This is a genomic window from Neisseria mucosa, from assembly GCF_003044445.1.
GTDB lineage: Bacteria > Pseudomonadota > Gammaproteobacteria > Burkholderiales > Neisseriaceae > Neisseria > Neisseria mucosa_A.
Genome location: NZ_POWX01000005.1, coordinates 83,780 through 104,679, shown reverse-complemented (window position 1 = coordinate 104,679; position 20,900 = coordinate 83,780). Strand labels below are relative to the sequence as shown.

At 53.3% G+C, this 20,900-nt stretch carries 25 protein-coding genes; 13 read left to right on the top strand and 12 right to left on the bottom strand.

All coding sequences use genetic code 11. From position 1 onward, the window contains the following. Positions 1 to 154: 154 nt before the first annotated feature. The 3 genes from DBY90_RS04560 to DBY90_RS04550 are packed head-to-tail and all read left to right on the top strand — an operon-like array spanning position 155 to position 1,861. A complete protein-coding gene (locus DBY90_RS04560; protein WP_003741163.1) occupies positions 155 to 820 on the top strand; it encodes a CsgG/HfaB family protein in 666 nt (221 codons plus the stop codon). A 13-nt stretch (positions 821 to 833) separates the two neighbouring features. After that, the gene (locus DBY90_RS04555) at positions 834 to 1,193 is read left to right on the top strand and encodes a DUF4810 domain-containing protein (RefSeq protein WP_039406100.1); all 360 of its coding nucleotides are present in this window, start codon (positions 834 to 836) and stop codon (positions 1,191 to 1,193) included. Positions 1,194 to 1,198: 5 nt separating this feature from the next. Beyond that, positions 1,199 to 1,861, top strand: coding sequence for a DUF799 domain-containing protein (locus DBY90_RS04550; protein WP_411713445.1), 663 nt, complete (start codon positions 1,199 to 1,201; stop codon positions 1,859 to 1,861). 173 nt (positions 1,862 to 2,034) lie between these two features. On the opposite strand, the gene DBY90_RS04545 is transcribed toward DBY90_RS04550, so the two are convergent. The 9 genes from DBY90_RS04545 to DBY90_RS04505 form a co-directional block, all read right to left on the bottom strand. Further along, the gene (locus tag DBY90_RS04545; protein ID WP_199904693.1) at positions 2,035 to 3,204 is read right to left on the bottom strand and encodes a chloride channel protein; all 1,170 of its coding nucleotides are present in this window, start codon (positions 3,202 to 3,204) and stop codon (positions 2,035 to 2,037) included. A 108-nt stretch (positions 3,205 to 3,312) separates the two neighbouring features. Further along, complete coding sequence (locus tag DBY90_RS04540; protein WP_070492586.1) at positions 3,313 to 4,131, bottom strand: hypothetical protein; 819 nt, start codon at positions 4,129 to 4,131, stop codon at positions 3,313 to 3,315. A gap of 206 nt (positions 4,132 to 4,337) precedes the next feature. Next, complete coding sequence (locus DBY90_RS04535) at positions 4,338 to 5,201, bottom strand: DMT family transporter (RefSeq protein ID WP_107986591.1); 864 nt, start codon at positions 5,199 to 5,201, stop codon at positions 4,338 to 4,340. Between the two features lie 11 nt (positions 5,202 to 5,212). Further along, complete coding sequence (locus tag DBY90_RS04530; protein ID WP_049228114.1) at positions 5,213 to 5,455, bottom strand: Fis family transcriptional regulator; 243 nt, start codon at positions 5,453 to 5,455, stop codon at positions 5,213 to 5,215. A 49-nt stretch (positions 5,456 to 5,504) separates the two neighbouring features. Continuing rightward, a complete protein-coding gene (locus DBY90_RS04525) occupies positions 5,505 to 6,131 on the bottom strand; it encodes a LysE family transporter (RefSeq protein ID WP_070492540.1) in 627 nt (208 codons plus the stop codon). A gap of 53 nt (positions 6,132 to 6,184) precedes the next feature. Beyond that, positions 6,185 to 7,183 carry a tRNA dihydrouridine synthase DusB gene (gene dusB / locus DBY90_RS04520; RefSeq protein ID WP_070492539.1) on the bottom strand — a complete coding sequence of 333 codons (999 nt, stop codon included), beginning with the start codon at positions 7,181 to 7,183 and terminating at the stop codon, positions 6,185 to 6,187. A 158-nt stretch (positions 7,184 to 7,341) separates the two neighbouring features. Next, positions 7,342 to 7,992, bottom strand: a complete 651-nt coding sequence (locus DBY90_RS04515) for a site-2 protease family protein (protein WP_016686674.1) — start codon at positions 7,990 to 7,992, stop codon at positions 7,342 to 7,344. A 196-nt stretch (positions 7,993 to 8,188) separates the two neighbouring features. Beyond that, entirely contained in the window at positions 8,189 to 9,190 is a 1,002-nt protein-coding gene (holA, locus tag DBY90_RS04510; protein ID WP_070492538.1) for a DNA polymerase III subunit delta, read from the bottom strand. Further along, complete coding sequence (locus tag DBY90_RS04505; RefSeq protein ID WP_003741184.1) at positions 9,190 to 9,669, bottom strand: LPS-assembly lipoprotein LptE; 480 nt, start codon at positions 9,667 to 9,669, stop codon at positions 9,190 to 9,192. The genes holA and DBY90_RS04505 overlap by 1 nt, the downstream gene beginning before the upstream one ends. A gap of 157 nt (positions 9,670 to 9,826) precedes the next feature. Here DBY90_RS04505 and pip point away from each other — a divergent pair, with 157 nt between their 5' ends. From pip to DBY90_RS04490, 3 genes are all read left to right on the top strand, one after another. Beyond that, the gene (gene pip / locus DBY90_RS04500) at positions 9,827 to 10,762 is read left to right on the top strand and encodes a prolyl aminopeptidase (protein WP_070492537.1); all 936 of its coding nucleotides are present in this window, start codon (positions 9,827 to 9,829) and stop codon (positions 10,760 to 10,762) included. Between the two features lie 263 nt (positions 10,763 to 11,025). Then, a complete protein-coding gene (locus tag DBY90_RS04495; RefSeq protein ID WP_070492536.1) occupies positions 11,026 to 11,445 on the top strand; it encodes a hypothetical protein in 420 nt (139 codons plus the stop codon). A gap of 97 nt (positions 11,446 to 11,542) precedes the next feature. Beyond that, entirely contained in the window at positions 11,543 to 12,067 is a 525-nt protein-coding gene (locus DBY90_RS04490) for an RDD family protein (RefSeq protein ID WP_070492584.1), read from the top strand. Positions 12,068 to 12,161: 94 nt separating this feature from the next. Here the strand turns inward: DBY90_RS04490 and dnaN are convergent, their stop codons facing one another. Together dnaN and dnaA are read right to left on the bottom strand one after the other, a co-directional pair. Beyond that, the gene (gene dnaN, locus DBY90_RS04485; RefSeq protein WP_003758101.1) at positions 12,162 to 13,265 is read right to left on the bottom strand and encodes a DNA polymerase III subunit beta; all 1,104 of its coding nucleotides are present in this window, start codon (positions 13,263 to 13,265) and stop codon (positions 12,162 to 12,164) included. Between the two features lie 149 nt (positions 13,266 to 13,414). Then, entirely contained in the window at positions 13,415 to 14,965 is a 1,551-nt protein-coding gene (gene dnaA / locus DBY90_RS04480; RefSeq protein WP_070492535.1) for a chromosomal replication initiator protein DnaA, read from the bottom strand. Here dnaA and DBY90_RS04475 point away from each other — a divergent pair. From DBY90_RS04475 to yidC, 5 genes are all read left to right on the top strand, one after another. Then, the gene (locus tag DBY90_RS04475; protein WP_185952182.1) at positions 14,964 to 15,383 is read left to right on the top strand and encodes a hypothetical protein; all 420 of its coding nucleotides are present in this window, start codon (positions 14,964 to 14,966) and stop codon (positions 15,381 to 15,383) included. The genes dnaA and DBY90_RS04475 overlap by 2 nt on opposite strands. 8 nt (positions 15,384 to 15,391) lie before the next feature. Further along, positions 15,392 to 15,526 (top strand): 50S ribosomal protein L34, encoded by a 135-nt coding sequence (rpmH, locus tag DBY90_RS04470; protein ID WP_002214728.1) that lies wholly within the window; start codon positions 15,392 to 15,394, stop codon positions 15,524 to 15,526. 2 nt (positions 15,527 to 15,528) lie between these two features. Next, the gene (gene rnpA, locus DBY90_RS04465) at positions 15,529 to 15,867 is read left to right on the top strand and encodes a ribonuclease P protein component (RefSeq protein ID WP_016687878.1); all 339 of its coding nucleotides are present in this window, start codon (positions 15,529 to 15,531) and stop codon (positions 15,865 to 15,867) included. Further along, complete coding sequence (gene yidD, locus DBY90_RS04460) at positions 15,867 to 16,088, top strand: membrane protein insertion efficiency factor YidD (protein ID WP_003741200.1); 222 nt, start codon at positions 15,867 to 15,869, stop codon at positions 16,086 to 16,088. The genes rnpA and yidD overlap by 1 nt, the downstream gene beginning before the upstream one ends. A 112-nt stretch (positions 16,089 to 16,200) precedes the next feature. After that, positions 16,201 to 17,844, top strand: coding sequence for a membrane protein insertase YidC (yidC, locus tag DBY90_RS04455; protein ID WP_070492534.1), 1,644 nt, complete (start codon positions 16,201 to 16,203; stop codon positions 17,842 to 17,844). 81 nt (positions 17,845 to 17,925) lie between these two features. Here yidC and murI read toward each other — a convergent pair whose 3' ends face one another. Further along, positions 17,926 to 18,735 carry a glutamate racemase gene (murI, locus tag DBY90_RS04450; protein WP_070492533.1) on the bottom strand — a complete coding sequence of 270 codons (810 nt, stop codon included), beginning with the start codon at positions 18,733 to 18,735 and terminating at the stop codon, positions 17,926 to 17,928. Between the two features lie 188 nt (positions 18,736 to 18,923). Between murI and ychF the strand changes: the two genes are divergently transcribed. Together ychF and DBY90_RS04440 are read left to right on the top strand one after the other, a co-directional pair. Next, positions 18,924 to 20,015: a redox-regulated ATPase YchF gene (gene ychF / locus DBY90_RS04445; RefSeq protein WP_070492532.1), complete on the top strand. Its 1,092-nt coding sequence runs from the start codon at positions 18,924 to 18,926 to the stop codon at positions 20,013 to 20,015. Positions 20,016 to 20,078: 63 nt separating this feature from the next. Beyond that, entirely contained in the window at positions 20,079 to 20,900 is an 822-nt protein-coding gene (locus DBY90_RS04440; protein WP_070492531.1) for a hypothetical protein, read from the top strand.

Genomic DNA, 20,900 nt, shown 5'->3' with positions numbered 1-20,900 from the left:
CATATCCAACCACTTAACATTTTTAAATATTTTTAAAATTTCATACAGTTAAATCTTGCATACATTAACAAACAGCCATAGAATGCAAAATCGGTCGGATTGCATAATCTGCCCTAAAAAGTCCAAATTCCGAGTTACTCAGGAGTAATCAAACATGTACAGAAAATTCCTCTGCATTTTCGCAACCGCGGCCTTGGCAGCCGGCTGTGCGACCGAGTCTTCCAAAACCATCGAAGCCGTCAAAGTCAGCAGCTACAATACCCCTTATCACGGTGCGCGCGCGCCTATTTCCATCGGTAGCTTCGACAACCGCTCCACTTACCAGCGCGGCGTATTTTCCGACGGTGAAGACCGTTTGGGCAGTCAGGCGAAAACCATTTTACTGACCCACCTGCAACAGACTAACCGTTTCAACGTACTCAACCGTACACAATTGAGCGCGCTGAAGCAGGAAGCGGGCATCGGCGGCAAAACCCAAGCCCTTAAAGGTGCGGATTATGTGATTACCGGCGATGTAACCGAGTTTGGCCGCAAAGATGTCGGCGACCATCAGCTTTTCGGGATTTTAGGACGCGGCAAATCCCAAGTCGCCTATGCCAAAGTAGCGTTGAACGTCGTGGATGTACGCACTTCCGAAGTGGTTTATTCAGCGCAGGGCGCAGGGGAATTTTCATTGTCCAACCGCGAAGTCGTCGGCTTTGGCGGCACTGCGGGCTACGATGCGACGCTGAACGGCAAAGTATTGGACCTGGCCATCCGCGAAGCAGTCAATAATTTGGTTGCCGGCATCGAAAGCGGTGCTTGGACGCCTGCCCGCTGAAAGGTCGTCTGAAATGGACAAACTCATCAAAACAGGCTGCCTGGGCGCATTCTGCCTGCTGCTTGCCGCATGCGGCAACCCTCAGCAGACCCTTTATTATTGGGGAAACAACAATGCCGATGTTTACGAACGCCTCAAAAGCGACGGCAAACCCCTAGGCGAACAAATCGACGCAATGGAAAAATATTTCCAGAAAACCCGGAGCGAAAATAAAAAAGAAGCACCCGGCACACACGCCCATTTGGGAATGCTGTTGAGCGAAGCGGGGCAGGATCAGTCGGCAGCGGAACACTTCGAAACCGAAAAACGCCTGTTCCCCGAATCTTCCGCCTTCATGGACTTCCTGTTGAAAAATAAAGGAGCCCGAAAATGAGCAGCCTGAAAACCGCCCTTTTTGCCTCTGCAACCGCTATCATACTGTCAGCCTGTTCCGCTACCGCGCCGCAGCCTTTCGACTATTCCGCATTCAGGGAAAGCAAACCCCGCTCCATTTTGGTATTGCCCCCCTTAAACGAATCGCCGGAAGTCAAGGCAAGTGCGGGGATGCTCGCCTCTTCCACGCAACCGTTGGCAGAATCAGGCTATTACGTGTTCCCGGTTGCCGCAGTGGCCGAAACCTTCAAGCAAAACGGTCTGGACAATGCGCACGACATCCATCAAGTCAGCCTTGAAAAACTCAATCGGATTTTCGGCGCGGATGCCGTACTCTATATAAAAATCAACCAATATGGCACCAGCTACCAACTCATCCAAAGCGATACCCGGGTTACGGCGGAAGCCAAACTGGTTGACGCGAAAACCGGAAAAGAGTTGTGGCACGGTTCTGCAACGGCTTCCAGCACCGAGAACAACAATACTGCCGGACAAGGCCTGCTCGGCGCAATGTTGAGCGCAATCGTCCAACAGATTGCAAGCTCCGTCGGTGACAAAGGATTCGATATTGCCCAAGTTGCAGGCACGCGTCTGCTTTCGGCGTCCGCGACGAACGGCATCATGTACGGCCCTTATTCGCCCCACTATGAAACCCAGCCGGGTAAATAATCCCCAAAGCAAAGGTCGTCTGAAAATAGAGTTTCAGACGACCTTTTTTCTGCTGCGACATTCTCAATTCCGACCCCTCCATCATTTACAGCCGATACACCTTGCTCTCGATATGGCACTCCGCCATCTACCGCCATTTATCCTTTTCAAACAACTACTTTTCCCTATCTCTTCTATTCAAACCCCATTTTCCTTGCCGTTGCCACTGCGCCCGCCATCGTGATACACAAAGGCATCAGCAGGGCGGCGGGGGCGTAGGTGAGTTCGAGGATGAAGACTATGGCGGTCAGGGGCATTTTGAGGGAAACGCCGAGAAAAGCCGCCGCACCGATGACGGCGGCACTTTCAGACGACATGGCGGGGAAGAAGGTGTTCCACGCGGTGGCAGCGGCAAAGGCGATGGTACTGCCGAGCATCATGGACGGGGTAATCAGACCGCCGTATGCGCCGACGGCAAGCGCCATTAAGACGACCAGCCATTTGACGGCGGTCAGCTCAAGGCTGTGTTGCCAGTCGGTCAATCCGCCAAAGGTCAGTTGATTGCCTGCTTTGCCATTGCCCAAAATTTCGGGAAACCAGATGGAAATTACGCCGATGAGTGCAAACATACAGACGGCCAAGGGAATGATTTTGACATTGTCGCGCTTAATGAAGGGGAACTTTTGGGCGGTACGCTGGAAAAAGACGGCGGTTGCGCCCAGTATCGGGCCGATGATGGCGGAAAACCAAAGTAATGAGGTGTTGATGGAAAGGTTGGTCGGATGATATTGCTGCACGTCGCCCAAGCCGATGCGTGCGACGGCGGTGGCGATGACTGAAGTCAGCAATGCGGCGGCGACGGCTTGCTGCGTCCACAAGCCCAGCATGGCTTCGAGGATGAAAAGTGTGGACGCGAGCGGTACGTTATACACGGCCGCCAAACCTGCACCCGAGGCGCAAGCAATGACCAGCCTTGCGTCGTCTTCGCTAAATCCGAAACGGTTGACGCCGACTGAAGCGAAAGCGGCGGTCATTTCGCGCGGCGCAACTTCACGACCGAGCGGCGAACCAAGCCCGACGGTAATGATTTGCAACAGTGCATGGCTGACGGTTTCAAAAAACGGAAAACCGGCGAGCGGATTTTTAACCACGGCTTTGATACTCGGTTGCGGCCTGCCGTGGCGTTTGAGCAACCACCACCCCAAGCCGACCACCGCACCACAAAAAGCCATCACGCCGATACGCCGCGCAGGACTTGCCTGCGATACGCCCTCCCTGAAAGAAACGTATAGGCCGTCTGAACCATAACCATAGGCAAGATGTTGAATCGTATGCATGATTTCGGTTAATACAATGCCGACCATGCCGCCGATAATGCCGGTAATGATGAGGGTGGCCCAAAGTTTATGCGTTTCTTTCACGGGATTTGACTTGAGGTAGTAATGGTTTGATAAAAGCATTTTTTAAGGGAACTATTGTCCGCCTAAGGGATAGTTTTTGGGGGCAACGTGTGTCTTGCCGTCATAAGGAATCACATATTTCTGATTTTTATAACGTTTTTTACCATCCACCCCCTTTACCGTTGCGCTTAATGCCCAAACGCCTGAGGCTGAAGGACGGCTTTTATCCAAGGCAATTTTTGCATCGATGCTGGTATATCGGTCTTCACAATCGCGTTTTTCCCGCCCTTTGTATACATCACAATTGCCATAATATGCGCCGTTATCTTTACCATTCACAATGAAGCTGCGACGGATACGGTTGCTATTATCGGTAAACAGAAAGTTTCTTCCAGTTGTCGTTTCGCCTTGCCCCGTATAGCCTGATTCGACAGCGTAGCCCCAGTTTTGCTCACCCATCTGGACAAACTGCCAAGCCTTATTCTCCGGCACGTCCCCCCATGCGCCGATTTCATCTTTTCCGTGCTGTTTGATTGTCCACTTGCCGTCTGTTTTTTCCAAAACAAACAATTCTGCCAAGCCCGAAGAAGCATGCGCGCCCTGTTTTAATTTGTACTTCATATCATAGGCAAAACCCGTGTACAAAACATAGCGCGTGGCTTTACCGTTGCGCGTTACGCTATGGTCAGCAACGGGTTTCATACAATACATAATATTGTCAGATGCTGTCTCACTGTCTTTCGGCGGCTCGGTAAGCTGACAGTTGTGCGCCGCAAGCGGACGGTTGTAATACTGGGCAATAGCTGCTTGGACGGCAGCTTTGTCGTTATTGGGCGCAGCCGATGCCAAAACGGGGCTAGCGGCAAGCAGCAGGGCAATCATATATTTCATCGAAAATTTCCTGATATTGTTATAGTGGATTAAATTTAAATCAGGACAAGGCGACGAAGCCGCAGACAGTACAAATAGTACGGCAAGGCGAGGCAACGCCGTACTGGTTTAAAGTTAATCCACTACAAAACCACATTAAAACAAGATACTTGCGTATACCTTCTCAGGTCGTCTGAAACCCGATTCACACGTTTTCAGACGACCCCTTACGCATTCTTTCCTCTGTTCGACAGCCATCCCACCACAAACGTCGAAGCGATGACGATGAACACGCCCGAAGCGGACACGGCGGATAAATGTTCGCCCAAAATCAGTACCGCCATGATGACGCCGATGACGGGTTCGAGCGAAATCAAGAGACCGGAGACATTGGCAGGGACTTTGTTCATGCCCTTATTCCATAAAAGATAGGCAAGCCAACTGCACCCAATCCCCAAATACAAAACCGACAACACGCCGCCCCACGACCAGCGGACTTCATAACTTTCAGCCAACACCAGCGAAAACGGCAGACACAACACCGCCGCCGCCGCCATGGAAGCAGAAGTAAATGCAGGCGCGCCGATGCGGGCAATCATCTCTCGGCTCGGGCGCATCACACCGGCAAAACCGATTCCGGCAAGCAAAATCAGCAAACAGCCGAACCAATCAACCGCGCCGCCCTCTTCCGCGCCGCCCAATACCATCATCCCGATACCGACAAACGCCGCCGCACCGCAAATCCAGTGGTAAATTCTCGCTTTGTCGTTGAAAAAGAAATGACCGACAAACACCACCAGCAATGGTTCAAGCCCGACCATGGTAATCGCGCTGGCGGCAGAGGTGTATTTCAAACCGATAAACTGAAGCAGCAAAACGACGACGTAGTTGATAAAGGCAATCCACAACAACGGCTTCCACTCGCGGCGCGGAATCTTGCCGAAATGACGGTAACAGGAAGGCAGCACCATCAACGCAGCAATCAACAGCCGCGCCTCGACCATCAGTGCGGCATCAAGCATCTCGTAGGAATATTTGGCGGCGATAAACGAACTGCCCCAAATAATCAAGGCAAGGACTTGATAGAACATTTCAGACGACCTCAGCCCTCCAGCAGACCGTGTTGCAAGAGTTTTTTACGCAGCGTATTGCGGTTCAGCCCCAAAATCACCGCCGCTTTAGACTGATTGCCGCCGCATTGTTCCATCACGCAAATCAGCATCGGTTTTTCGACTTGGTGCAACACCATATCGTAAACCGCACACGGCGTTTCCCCGTTCAAATCCTTAAAGTATTGCTTCAGGTTTTGTTCGATACATTGCGCGATGTCTATTTTTTGTTCCATTTTATCTTCCCTTTCCAAAATCGATTGCCATATCCGTTTTCAGACGGCCTCAGCTTCCGCTCATCACTTTCACGCCCAACAACGCCAGCGCGCCGCCGCAAACCCTGTCTATCCAGTGGCCGAAACGCGAGAACCGCCTGCTCACGGCGGGAACGGACAGCATCAGCGCCACCAGTGCGAACCAGATAAAAATCATCAGCGTCATCCACGCGCCGTAAACCGCCATCTGCCACATCGGGGTCGCAGGCAACAACACCACGGTAAACAGCGACAGCATATACACCACCGCCTTCGGGTTCAGCACGTTGCACAACACGCCGCGCCACACGGTTTTGCCAACCGGTTCGCGCGCGGCTTTCTCCGCTCTGATTTCCAACACATCGCCGCCGGCTTTGGCGCGGATGCCCTTATAGCCGGTATAGACCAGATACAGGCCGCCGATGATTTTAACCGCCGTCAGCAACGGCGCGGACTGCGCGACCAGTGTAACCAGTCCGAATACCGAATAAACGATGTGCACGCCGAAACCGAGCGCGATACCCAGCGCGGTCAGCAGCCCTGCCGCCCTGCCGCGGCCCAACGACTGCTGCGAAACCAACACGAAATCGGGGCCGGGCGACATGCACGCTAGAAAATGCACGCCGGTGATAATCCAAAAACCATGCCAAAAGTCCATTTGCGTTTCCTTTCTGACGCATTTCCCCACAGAAACAGCGTTTTCAGACGGCCTCAGCGGTAACCGCACGCCCAAGCATCGGTCAGTTCGGGCAGCCTGTCCAGATAGTCGGCCACCGCGTCATATTGCGCCGCCGCGTCGTCCAGACGGTTGATTTCCCGACGTGCCGCTTCGCCTTCGGGCATGGAATCCAGATACCAGCCTATGTGTTTGCGCGCAATCCTCGCTCCGGCGGCGGCACCGTAAAAATCGTGCATGGCGCGAATGTGGTTCAAAATCGTGGCGTTGCATTCTGCCAAGCTCAAGGCAGGCGGCAAAACGCCGTGTTCGGCGTAATATTTCAAATCGCGGAAGAGCCACGGTCTGCCTTGTGCGCCGCGCCCTATCATGATGCCGTCGGCGGCGGTTTGTTTGAGGACGGCGGCGGCTTTTTGCGGCGAAGTGATGTCGCCGTTGACCCAGACGGGGATTTTCAGACGACCTTTGGTTTCGGCAATCAGGTCGTAAGTTGCTTCGCCCTTGTACATTTGCGTGCGTGTGCGTCCGTGGACGGCAAGGGCGGCAATGCCGCAATCTTCGGCAATGCGGGCGATGGCGGGTAGGTTTTTGTGGTCGTCATGCCAGCCCAAACGGGTTTTGAGGGTCACAGGAACATCCACCGCACGGACGACGGCTTCGAGAATGGCGGCAACCAGCGGCTCGTTCTGCATCAGCGCGCTACCGGCTTGAACGTTGCAGACTTTTTTGGCGGGACAGCCCATGTTGATGTCGATAACCTGCGCCCCAAGGCTGACGTTGTAACGCGCAGCATCCGCCATCTGCTGCGGATCGCTGCCGGCAATTTGGACGGCAACGATGCCGCCTTCACCGGCAAAATCGCTGCGGCGCAGGGTCTTTTTGGTATTTCTCAGCGTCGGGTCGCTGGTCAGCATTTCGCACACTGCCCAACCTGCGCCAAAATCCCGGCAAAGTCGGCGGAACGGCTTGTCGGTAATGCCCGCCATCGGGGCGAGTGCAATGGGATTGTCGATAATGTAGCCGCCGATGCGCATGGTCAAACCGCCGTATGGAAAGGGCTGCCATTGTACAATTTTTAAGCAGGGTTTCCAATGGGATTTACTATGGAAACAGGTAAAACAAAGGGCGCAATCATGCGCCCTGCGGGTGTGTTTAAGGTTTCAGACGACCTCTTCGCCGTCTTGCAGACGGTTCAGTTTAACAAGGTCATAAAGAGGTACACAGCCGTCTGTATCAGCGCAACGATAGGCAGGATGATTTTTGCCAGCAGCCCTGTGAACATCAATATTAGGACAATCCACATTCCGTAAGGTTCGATTTTGCGAAACTGCATGGACTGTTTGGCAGACAGGAAAGTATCGATAAAGATGCCGCCGTCCCAAGGCAGGATGGGAATCAGGCTGAAAGCGACCCAAATCGCGTTCACGATAACGCCGTATTGCGCCATTCGGACCAACGGCTCCTGATAGGATTCGGGCGCGTAAACGGCAAAGGCGGCGACAAAGCCCCAGAAAAACGCCAAAATCAGATTGGCAATCGGACCGGAAATGGAAACCCAACGCCAAGCGCGACGCGGATCGCGGAAATTGCGCGGGTCGATGGGCATCGGGCGCGCCCAGCCGAAAACGAACGGGGTCAGCAGCAGGCTGATTATGGGTACGACGATCGTACCAACCGGATCGATATGCGGCAGGGGGTTGAGTGTCAGCCGCCCGTATTGTTGGGCGGTACTGTCGCCCCAACGGCGGGCGGTATAACCACGCGCGACTTCGCGTATGGTCAGGGCGAGGAGGACGGGTGGAATCGCGAGCAGGACAGTGCCCAGGTCAAAGTTTTGAAACATGGTTTTCCTTTGAAAGGTCGTCTGAAAACGACGGTGTATGTGCGGATGGCCTATTTATCGGAAACGGGAAGATTTCTGCCTCATTCAATATGTTCTTTTTTGTCGGGTTTTCAACCCCTCCCCAGTCTTCATCATACCCGGGCAGGCTCTAATAACGGGATGTGTCTCGCCGCAAGCGACCCGGCTATACACACCTTCACACCGCCAGCCCCGTTACCAACTGCTTGAACTCCGTCCACGCGTCGCCGTCTTCTGCACCTTTGATGATGCGGTCGATTTTGGCGCAGGTTTTGAGGGCTTCGATCAGGCGGACGGCGGGAATGCGTTTGACGGCAATCGGCGCGAGGGTTTGTTTGTCGCCCCACAGGCGCAGGCTGTTGCGAACGGATTGCACGCTCTGCCCTTGTTTGAGCGCGGCGGTCAGGCGGATGAGGGTGCGGATGTCTTCGGCAACCGCCCATAGCAGCAAGACGGGTTCTTCGCCTTCTTCTTCGAGTCCGTCCAGAAGGCGGGCGACGCGCAGGGCATCGCCTTTCATCCATGCGCCGGAAAGCTGGAACACGTCGAAACGGGCGACGTTGGCGACGGCGGCTTCGGCATCGGCGATGTTGACGGTATGGTTTTGCGGGTGCAGCAGGGCAAGTTTGTCGATTTCTTGGCGGGCGGCGAGCAGGTTGCCTTCGACGCGTTCAGCAAACAGGGCGAGCGCGTCGGGTTCGATGTCGAGTCCGACCTTTTTCAGACGACCCTTTATCCACTGCGGCAGGGCTTGCGCGCTAATGGCTTTGGCTTCGAGTACCGTGCCTTTGGCGGCGAGCGCGGTGAACCATTTTGCCTGCGTTTGGGCTTTTTCGAGCTTGGGCAGCAGAATCAGGGAAACGGTGTCTTCGGGCAGGCGTTCGGCGAAGGTTTGCAGCGCGTCGCCGCCGTTTTTGCCGGGCTTGCCGTTCGGAATGTGGATTTCCAAAAGTTTCAAATCGGCGAAAAGCCCCGCGCTGCCTGCACTTTGCAGCAGTTCGTTCCAGTCGGCGCCGTTGTCCGCCGTAAAGACTTCTCGGTTGAGATAGCCTTGTTTTTTGGCGGCGGCGCGCAGGGTGTCGAGGGCTTCGATGCGCAACAGGTCTTCTTCGCCGTGAATGATGTACAGCGGCGAAAGCGGCATATCCGCGCTGACCTGTTCGATATTCATGACCGCCATCAATACGCTTTCAAGAACGTCAGGCGGCGGACGATTTGGTCGGCGGCGTCGGCACGCATTTCCGCCCAAATGGTTTCGCTTTCTTCCTGTTTGCCCAATACTTCGCTGTCGTTGTAGTCCATCGTGCGGTTGACGAGAATGGTCATCGGTTCGCCCACAGGCTCGCCGTTGCGCATGGCTTGGGCTTCGACGCGCAGGGTCAGCAGGTATTCGTTGACCAGCGCGGCGCGGGTGATGGTGTAGATGTCCTGACGGGTTTCAATGTTCTTGATGTGCAAAGTCATTTGCGCTTCGGCGGCGGAAACGGGTTTGCCGTCGGCGCGGCGCAGGGCGTTTTCCAAAGCCTTTTGCATGACGGAGGCGTTTTGGATGTGCCAAGCGGGATACGGCAGCGTGCGTGCGGTGCCGCCCATGCCTTTGAGGTGAAAGCCGCAGGCGGACAGAAGCAGTACGGCGGCGGTCATCAGGATTTTGTTCATTTCATTCTTTCTGTTGCGCGGGTATCGGGGAATTATAGCGGATAGTCGGGCGGTCGGGAAACGCGGCGGCAGAAGCGGATTTCAGACGACCCCTTGCCGTTTGTCGTTTACCTGCCCGATGGGTACAATCCAAACGTCAGACAACAGGAGAAACATCATGCACCCCATCCGCGAACCCATCCGCAGCGGCCTGCTGCCCGTATCGGACATCCACCAAATCTACTGGGAAGAATCCGGCAATCCCGACGGGCTGCCCGTCATCTTCCTGCACGGCGGCCCGGGCGCGGGCGCATCGCCTGCCTGCCGCGGCTTTTTCAATCCCGACGTGTTCCGCATCGTCATCATTGACCAGCGCGGCTGCGGCCGTTCGCTGCCTTACGCCTGCACCGATGACAACACGACTTGGGACTTGGTTGCCGACATCGAAAAAGTCCGCGAAATGCTGGACATCCAAAAATGGCTGGTGTTCGGCGGCTCATGGGGCAGCACCTTGTCGCTCGCGTATGCCGAAACCCATCCCGAACGCGTTGCCGGACTCGTTTTGCGCGGGATATTCCTGTGCCGCCCGTCCGAAATGGCGTGGCTCGACGAAGCGGGCGGCGTCAGCCAGATTTATCCCGCGCAATGGCAGAAATTCCTCGCGCCCGTCGCCGAAGAAAAACGCGGCAGCCTGATTGCGGCGTATCACGAAATGCTGTTCGGCGAAGACGAAGCAGGTCGTCTGAAAGCCGCCAAAGCATGGGCGGACTGGGAAAGCTACCTGATCCGCTTCGAGCCGCAAGACGTCGATGAAGACGCCTACCAATCGCTCGCCATCGCCCGTTTGGAAAACCATTATTTCGTCAACGAAGGCTGGCTGAAGGGCGACAAAGCGATTTTGGCGAACACGGACAAAATCCGCCATATCCCGACCATCATCGTGCAAGGACGCTACGACTTATGCACCCCCATGCAAAGCGCGTGGGAACTGTCGCAGGCGCTCCCCGACGCCGAGTTGCGCGTGATTCAGGCGGGACACTCGTCGTTTGATCCACCCTTGGCGGCGGCGTTGGTGGAAGCGGTGGAAGATATGAGGGAACGTGCGGCGTGGTAATAATAAGGAATTGAAATCATAAAAGCATGGTTTGCCGTTATTTCTGTGCGAATGGGAATAACGGCAGACAAACAATATCGTTTTCTTTGACTTTGCGACAGGAAAATCCGCCTGCCGCCACCTTCCCACCAAATTCCGAAAATACTGTAAAATAGCGTTAATTACGAGATTCAAGGTCGTCTGAAAACCGACGCGGCAGGTTCTACAAAACTAGCCTCCGTTTTTCAGACGATCTCCCACCCTTAATAAGGAACTGCAACTTCATGGACAACCAAACCAAACTCCGTATCGGCGGCCTGCTTGTGCTGACCACCGCCGTTTTAAGCCTGCTCATCGTCTTAATCGTCGATTCATGGCCGCTCGCCATCCTGCTCGCCGTTATTATTGTCGCCGCAGCCGCCGGCGGCTTCGTCTGGACTTCGCGCCGCCAACAGCACCAGTTCATCGAACGTCTGAAAAAATTCGACATCGATCCTGAAAAAGGCCGCATCAACGAAGCCAACCTGCGCCGTATGTACCACAGCGGCGGACAACACCAAAAAGACGCGGTAACGTTGGTCTGCCTGTCGCAAAAATGCTCGGTCGATGAAGCGCACGCCATGTTCAAAAAACGCCCGACCCGTCAGGAAATGAACCAAATGGCAGCCCAGCAGGCGCGCGGACAAAAACGTCCCCACCGCTGATTCCTCCCAAACAAAGGTCGTCTGAAAACGAATGCGGCGGATTTGCCGAAACAAAACATTCCGTTTTTCAGACGACCTTTTTACCGACAAGACCGCCATGACCGCCCTTCCCCCCGCACCCATCAAACGCCGCCTTGCCGCCCTGATGTACGAGTTGCTGCTGACCGGCGCCGTAACCGCCATCGCCGCCATCCTTGCCGGCATCGCCGCCATTTTCCTCAACCCCATCTCCCAGCTTCTTTCCAGCTTGGCTACCTGCATTATCTTTGTAGGAAGCTGGTGGCTCTACTTCAAAACCAACTGGACGAAGACCGGCCGCACCCTCGCCATGCAGACTTGGAAAATCGGACTGCACGGCCGCAACGGCACGCTGCCGCCATTATCGCAACTGCGCATCCGCTTTATTTGGGCATGCATCTTCGTCGTTTTCATCCCCCTGCTCGCATACGCGGGCTTGCGCCACCTGCTCGCCATCCCGCCCGTGCCCGCCTTCGGCGCCGCCCTGATCTGGCTCATCCTGCCATGGGGCTTCGCCCTACTGAACCCCGACCGGCAGTTTTTATACGATTTCTTGGCAGGAACGCGATTGGTCGATTTGAAACAGGAAGCATCCGAAAGCTGATCGTTTCACTGCCGTGTAACTACATAAAAAGGTCGTCTGAAAACCAAACAGGTTTTCAGACGACCTTTTTATTCATTTCAAAACAACCATCGTATCAGATGCGCATCGGCATAACGATGTATTTGAAGTTCGGGTTGTTCGGTACGGTAAACAAGGTCGAGCGGTTGGCATCGCCGAAGGCAAGCTGCATATCGTCGGAATGGATGTTGCGCAATACGTCCATCAGATAGCCGATATTGAAGCCGACTTCGAGTTCGCCGCCTTGGTAGGCGATTTCGAGTTCTTCGCGTGCTTCTTCCTGCTCGTTGTTGCTGCACACGACGCTCAAGAGGCCGGGTTGCAGGAACAGGCGCGCGCCGCGGAATTTTTCGTTGGCAAGGATGGCGGCACGTTCAAGTGCGCCCAAAAGTTGGGTGCGTGAAACGAGGAAGATTTTGTCGTTGTCCAACGGGATGACGCGGTTGAAGTCGGGGAATTTGCCGTCGATGACTTTGCTGACGATGGTCGTACCGTTGCATTGAAAGCGCACTTGGTTGTTGAGCAATTCGACGCTGATGGGTTCGGATGGGTTGTTCAGCAGCTTGAAAAGTTCCAAAACGGTTTTGCGCGGCAGGATGACTTCGGTTTTTGGCAATTCGGCTTCGATTTGGCTGGCGGCGTAGGCAAGGCGGTGGCCGTCGGTGGCGACGAGGCGCAGTTGGTTGCCTTCAACCTGCATCAGCAAGCCGTTGAGGTAGTAGCGGATGTCTTGCACTGCCATGCTGTATTGGACTTGCGAAAGCATGGTTTTGAAGGTTTCTTGCGACAGGGAAAACGCTGCACTGATGTCTTCGCCGACGCTCATCAGCGGGAAGTCTTCGGCAGGCAGGGTTTGCAGGGCGAAGCGTGATTTGCCTGCACGCAGGGTCAGGCGGTTGTCCGCCCAGTCGAGCGAAACGATGGCGCTGTCGGGCAAGGCGCGCAGGATGTCTTGGAATTTTTTGGCGTTTGTGGTGATACGGAAGTCGCCTGCCTGACTTTCCGGACCGGCTGTGTTGATTTGGATTTCCAAGTCGGTCGCCAGGAGTTTGGTTTGACCGTCTTTGCTTTCGAGCAAGACGTTAGAGAGGATGGGCAGGGTATGGCGGCGTTCGACGATACCGGTAACGGCTTGCAGCGGCTTGAGCAGACTGTCGCGGTCGGCTTGTAAAATCAGCATGGTCAATTCCTTTTGAATCGGTTATTTCGGATGTTTCTGAATCGGGTTCGGCGTGCGGGATGAATAATGCGCCGCCGTTAAAATCAAAGTGTATTTGTGTTTTCAGACGACCTTTTTAAGAGAGGGGTCGTCTGAAAGCCGGTTCTGACTCAGTTTTGAATCAGAATCAGGAGTTTTTCATAATCTTGCGCCAACTCGGGATCTTCTTCGCGCAGTTTTGCGACGGCTTTCACGCCGTGCATGACGGTCGTGTGGTCGCGTCCGCCGAACGCATCGCCGATGGACGGCAGGCTGAGGGTGGTCAGCTCTTTGGTCAGGCTCATGGCGACTTGACGCGGACGGGCAATGTTGCGCGTGCGCTTTTTACCGAGTATATCGCTGATTTTAATGCGGTAATATTTGGCAGTCGCGTCGATAATGGTGTCGGCGGTAATGATTTTGTGTTTTTCGGCGATGATGTCCTGCAAAGCCGTGCGCGCCAAATCCATGTCGATAACGGGGCGGTTCATAAAGCGGCTGCTTGCGCTGACGCGGTTGAACGCGCCTTCCAGTTCGCGCACGTTGGAACGAATCAGGTTGGCAACAAACAATGCGGCCTCGTCTTCAATGCTGATGCCTGCCGCTTCTGCCTTTTTCTGCAAAATCGCCACGCGCATTTCCAGCTCGGGCGGCTCGAGTTCTAAAGTCAAACCCCATGAAAAACGCGATTTGAGGCGGTCGTCCATGCCTTCGATTTTGGCAGGCAACACGTCGCAAGTGAGGATGAGCTGTTTTTTCTCGTTGTGAAAATGGTTGTACAGATAGAAAAATTCTTCCATCGTACGGTCTTTGCCTTTGATGAACTGGATGTCGTCGATAATCAGCAGGTCGTATTGTTTGTATTGCTGCTTGAACACATCGTAAGTATTGTTGCGCACTGCTTTCATAAAGCTGCGGATATAGTCGTCTGAATGCATATAGCGCACTTTGGCGTCAGGGCGGTTTTTCAGCAGTTCGTTGCCGATGGCCTGCACCAAGTGGGTTTTACCCAAACCCGTGCTGCCGTATAGGAAAAACGGGTTGTAGCCCTGCCCCGGATTCTCCGCAATGGCTTGGGCGGCGGCTGCGGCAAGGCGGTTGCCCTTACCTTCGACCAAGGTATCGAATGTGTAATCGCGCGACAGATTGGTTTGCTCGTAACGCGCTTCTTCCGCATCGCGCTGCGCTTCCGTTTTGGCTTTGGTAACGACTTTGGATTCTGCGGGCGCGGCGGCAGGCTGTTTGCTCTCGTGCGGCAGATTTTTCATGCGCTGCGCCAAAATATCCGCCGCCGTTTTCGCAACGGAGGGCTTGTCCGAGTTTTCAGACGACGTCTCGTCCGAAAAAGATTCTTGTGCGTCAGCTTTCGGCATTTCTTCCGTCAACGCAGCGTGTTCAGGCGCAACCGCCTCCGCATTTTCCGCCATTTCATAATGCTGCCCAGCACCCGCCTTAAACGCAAAAGCCGCTTGCAGCGGAGCCAATTCCGCACGCACTACTTCGATTTTGGCGGCAAACTGGCTTTTGAGCATATTGCAGGCAAACTGGTTTTTACCGTAAACCACCCACACGCCGTTTTCCTCACCCACGGTCAAGGGCGCAATCCATTGCGCGAACTGCCCGGCAGGCAAAATATCGTGAAGTCGGCGGAGGCACTGCGGCCAAAATTCTGCTAGCGTCATGAATAAGCTCGAGTCGTGGAAGTCGTTGGAAAGAAACGGAGAGAAACCGTCGGAAATTGCAGCCTTTGAAAATGCGGTTTCAGCCCGACGGGAAAAGTGTCGCAAATACCGCACAAACCCTATCCGCCAAACCGAACGTCGTCTGAAAATACAATTAAATTATTTTCAGAAAATCATCACGATAAATCCGTATCAACATTTTCAGACGACCTATCGCCCGGCAAAGGGACAGGAATTGCCGATTATACCCACTCCGACCAACTTTATCCACAACCCGCCGGAAATTTTATCCACAAAGCGCCGCGCAAATCCGCAAACCGAATCATCCCGCGCGCCATATCCATTTACTCAACCGAGATTGACAAAAGATGAAAATTGGAGTGTAATTCACGGTTTATTTATCTACCGATTTTTTTAGGAAACATCATGAAACGCACTTATCAACCTTCCGTTACCAAACGCAAACGCACCCACGGCTTCCTGGTTCGCTCCAAAACCCGCGGTGGTCGCGCAGTATTGGCAGCCCGTCGCGCCAAAGGCCGCAAACGCTTGGCAGTGTAATTTTGGACTACCGCTTCGGAAAGCAGTACCGCTTATTAAAAACGGATGATTTTTCATCCGTTTTTGCGTTCAAAAACCGGCGCAGCCGCGATTTGCTGCAAGTTTCCCAATCTGCCGACAACGGATTGAACCATCCGCGGCTCGGCTTGGTCGTCAGCAAAAAAACAGCAAAACGCGCGCATGAGCGCAACTATATGAAGCGCGTCATCCGCGACTGGTTCAGACTGAACAAAAACAGCCTGCCGCCGCATGATTTCGTCGTACGCGTCCGTTTGGCATTCAACCGGCAAAATGCCGCCGAAGCGCGAAACCAATTGACGCAACTCATGCGCAAACGCTGATGAATACCCTGTTGTCCAAATTCATCCTCGCGCTGATCCGTTTTTACCAATACGCCATCAGCCCGCTGATACCGCCGCGCTGCCGCTATACCCCGACCTGTTCGCAATATGCGGTCGAGGCAGTCAAAAAATACGGCGCATTTAAAGGCGGCTGGCTCGCCGTCAAACGCATCGCCCGCTGCCACCCCTTCGGCGGACACGGACACGACCCTGTCCCGTAATCCGAATCATTCGGATAACTTGATTTCCTTTAATTTCCCGTCGGTTTCTATATAATGCCGTCTGAAGCAGTTTTCATCTCCATTACATACCCGTCAATTCCAGGAATCTCTTATGGATTTTAAAAGACTAGTGGCATTTTTTGCCATCTCGCTGGCAATCTTTGCCGGCTGGGAACATTTCTTCCCCAGCCCCAAACCCAATCCGGCACAACAAGCCGCGCAGCAACAGCAGCAAACCGCCGCAACCGCTGCCGCTGAAGCCGCACTCGCTCCCGCAACGCCGATTACCGTAACGACCGACACAGTCAAAGCCGTCATCGACGAAAAAAGCGGCGACCTGCGTCAAATGACCCTGCTCAAATACAAAGCAAATGGCGACGAAAACAAAGCATTCACCCTGTTTAACGACAGCAAAGAATACACCTACGTCGCCCAATCCGAGCTTTTGGATGCGCAAGGCAACAACATACTGAAAGGTGTCAACTTTACCGCAGCGCAAAAAGAATACAGCCTCAACGGCGACAAAGTCGAAGTCCGCCTGAGTGCGCCTGAAACAAACGGACTGAAAATCGACAAAGTCTATACCTTCACTAAAGACAGCTACCTCGTCAACGTCCGTTTCGACATCACCAACAGCAGCGGCAAGCCTGTCAACCTGAGCGCGGACTACCGCATCGTACGCGACCACAGCGAACCTGAAGGTCAAGGCTACTTTACCCACTCCTACCTCGGCCCCGTCGTTTACACTCCTGAAGACAAATTCCAAAAAGTCAGCTTCTCCGACTTGGACGACGATGCCAAATCAGGCAAAAACGAAGCCGAATACGCCCGCAAAACCCAAACCGGCTGGCTCGGCATGATTGAACACCACTTCATGTCCACCTGGATTCTCCAGCCTAAAGGCGGACAAAGCGTTTGCGCCGCAGGCGACTGCCGTATCGACATCAAACGCCGCAATGACAACCTGTACAGCACCAGCGTCAGCGTTCCCCTTGCCGCCATCCAAAACGGCGCAAAATCCGAAGCCTCCATCAACCTCTACGCCGGCCCGCAGACCACATCCGTTATCGCCAATATCGCCGACAATCTGCAACTGGCAAAAGACTACGGTAAAGTACACTGGTTTGCTTCCCCACTCTTCTGGCTTCTGAACCAACTGCACAACATCATCGGCAACTGGGGCTGGGCAATCGTCGTTTTGACCATCATCGTCAAAGCCGTACTCTACCCGCTGACCAACGCGTCCTACCGCTCGATGGCAAAAATGCGCGCTGCCGCGCCCAAACTGCAAGCCATCAAAGAAAAATACGGCGACGACCGCATGGCACAACAGCAAGCCATGATGCAGCTTTACAAAGATGAAAAAATCAACCCGCTGGGCGGCTGTCTGCCTATGCTGTTGCAAATCCCCGTCTTCATCGGCTTGTACTGGGCATTGTTCGCCTCCGTAGAATTGCGTCAGGCTCCTTGGCTGGGCTGGATTACCGACCTTAGCCGCTCCGACCCCTACTACATCCTGCCCGTAATTATGGCGGTCACCATGTTTGCCCAAACATTCCTCAACCCGCCGCCGACCGACCCGATGCAGGCAAAAATGATGAAAGTCATGCCGCTGGTTTTCTCAGCCATGTTCTTCTTCTTCCCTGCCGGCCTGGTATTGTACTGGGTAGTCAACAACCTCCTGACCATCGCCCAACAATGGCACATCAACCGCAGCATCGACAAACAACGCGCCCAAGGCGAAGTGGTTTCCTAACAGCGGTTTGACACACTAAAAAGGTCGTCTGAAAACTTAATTTCAGACGACCTTTTTTAGTTTCGGAAGGCGGGATACGCCTTATCCCAGCGAGACCATTTCGATTTGTTCCATGCTGCGTCCGAGGAAGCGTTCGCCTATGGTGCGGAAACGCAGAGGAATGTCGCTGACGTAGAAGCGGTAGTCGGGGCTGTCGTTTTCAGTGTTGAGCAATCCTGCTTGGGCGAGCGCTTGGGCGGTGGCTTCGGCGGTGGTGATGGCGGAATCGACCAGGGCAACGTTTTGCGCTTCTTTGCCGATCAGGGGCTTGAGCAGCGGGAAGTGGGTACAGCCGAGGACGAGTGTGTCGATGTCGTCCACCAAGAGCGGTTGGAGATATTCGCGCACGGTCAGGCGGGTTACTTCGTGGTCGAGCCAGCCTTCTTCCACCAGCGGCACGAGCAGCGGCGTCGCCTGCGTGCGCACGAGCGTGTCGGGATTTTGGGCGTGGATGGCGCGGGCATAGGCGTTGCTGTTGACGGTGGTGTTGGTGGCGATGATGCCGATTTTGTTGTTGCGCGTGGTGTTCAAAGCCGCCTGAGCGCCGGCGGAAATCACGTCCAATACCGGCATATTGCCTGCTTTTTGGCGGATTTTCTGTCCGGCAACGGCGGCGATGGTGTTGCACGCGATGACGAGTGCCTTAACATCGTTTTCCAGCAGGAAATCGACAATCTGCATGGCGAAGGTTTCGATGGTGGCGCGGGATTTGGTGCCGTAGGGAACGCGGGCGGTGTCGCCGAAGTAGATGATGTTTTCCATCGGCAGGCGTTCCATCAGGGCGCGGACGTTGGTCAGGCCGCCGACGCCGGAATCGAAAACGCCGATGGGGCGTTGTTTGCTGGTAGTCATGATGCGGTTTGTACGGATTAGGTATGATGGGGCGATTGTACACGTTCGGCGCAAGGCTTAACAGGGACGGAGGTCGTCTGAAAGGGGGACGTGTGGAAACAACGCTTTTCAGACGACCTTTACAGTTTTTGAGTCATTCCCGATATGCTATAATCCGCCGTTAAACTTTTATCTTTTCAGGAAAAAACATGAGCTTGAAATGCGGCATCGTCGGCCTGCCCAACGTCGGCAAATCCACCCTCTTTAACGCGCTGACCCAATCGGGCATCGAAGCGGCGAACTATCCCTTCTGCACCATCGAACCCAACGTCGGCATCGTCGAAGTACCCGACCCGCGCATGGCGGAGCTGGCAAAAATCGTCAATCCGCAAAAAATGCAGCCCGCCATCGTCGAGTTCGTCGATATTGCCGGTTTGGTCGCAGGCGCGAGCAAAGGCGAAGGCTTGGGCAACCAGTTCCTCGCCAACATCCGCGAAACCGACGCCATCGTCAACGTCGTGCGCTGCTTTGACGACGACAACATCGTCCACGTTTCCGGCAAAGTCGATCCGATTGCCGATATCGAAACCATCGGCACCGAACTAGCACTTGCCGACCTCGCCAGCGTCGAAAAAGCCATCGTCCGCGAAGAAAAACGCGCCCGCTCAGGCGACAAAGACGCGCAAAAACTGGTCGAACTGTGCAAAAAACTGCTGCCGCATCTGGACGAAGGCAAACCCGTCCGCTCCTTCGGTTTGGACGCGGAAGAACTTGCCATGCTCAAACCGCTGTTCCTGCTGACCGCCAAACCCGCCATGTATGTCGGCAACGTTGCTGAAGACGGTTTTGAAAACAATCCGCACCTCGACCGCCTGAAAGAATTGGCTGAAAAAGAAAACGCCCCCGTCGTTGCCGTTTGCGCCGCGATGGAGAGCGAAATCGCCGAATTGGAAGAAGACGAAAAAGCCGAATTCCTCGCTGAAATGGGCTTGGAAGAACCCGGCCTGAACCGCCTGATTCGTGCCGGCTACGACCTCTTGGGCCTGCAAACCTACTTCACCGCCGGCGTCAAAGAAGTCCGCGCCTGGACCATCCACAAAGGCGACACTGCCCCACAAGCTGCCGGCGTCATCCACACCGACTTCGAACGCGGCTTCATCCGCGCCCAAGTCATTTCCTACGACGACTTTGTCTCGCTCGGCGGCGAAGCCAAAGCCAAAGAAGCCGGCAAAATGCGCGTAGAAGGCAAGGAATATGTCGTGCAGGACGGGGATGTGATGCACTTTTTGTTTAACGTGTAAGATATACATTTGGTCAGTTTCACAGAGGCTGACCAAACACAAATCTTTAAAGATGTCTAACTTATGAAACAGAGTTATATTGCATTGATTACTGGTCTAATTTTTCCTACTATTGTGGCCATATTCGCATGGTCCTTAGGCTGGATTACTATTCCAGATGACAAACTTTCTATAGATTACAGCTACTCAACAAAACCTCTTTTCCCCTCAGAAAATAATGAGTTATTGAAAAGTTTAAAAGTGTCATTTCAAGGGAAAGAAACCCAAAACCTCAACATAAGCACCATTGAATTTATCAATCAATCTCCCAAAAATCTTGACAATTTAGATATTCAGATTAAATGGCCAAAAAATTATACTCTTCTTTCATCCTCTAAAAATATACCTATTGGATATTCAGAAAAATCAATACATGACTTATACAATCCCAATGAATCTCAAATAACATACAATCTACAAAAGTTTGATAGAAGCAATCTTGACTCAGATAGAGAAATTATTTCTTTTACCTTATTATTTTTGGGAGATGCCCCACTTAAAGAAGAAATACATATCTCAACTTCAACAAAATCTATCCAATTTGCTGATTTTGATGAAAAAAGAGAAAAAATAAATACAAAAAATAAAATTTTTCTTTTTATATTTTTTATAATATATTTAATTGTACTTATAATTTCTTTATTTTACGCCAATAAGAAAAGTAAGCAGAAAGAAATAGAATATAAAGGAAAAATGGAAAACTATATAAAAAATACGATTATTCCCCGTTACAAAATATTAAATAATAGTATTGACCAAGAAGTTGATCAAACATTTAACGAGTTAAAAATGATCAGTCTATCTATTTATAATCCAAGAAAATTCAAAAAAATGAATAAAATTTAG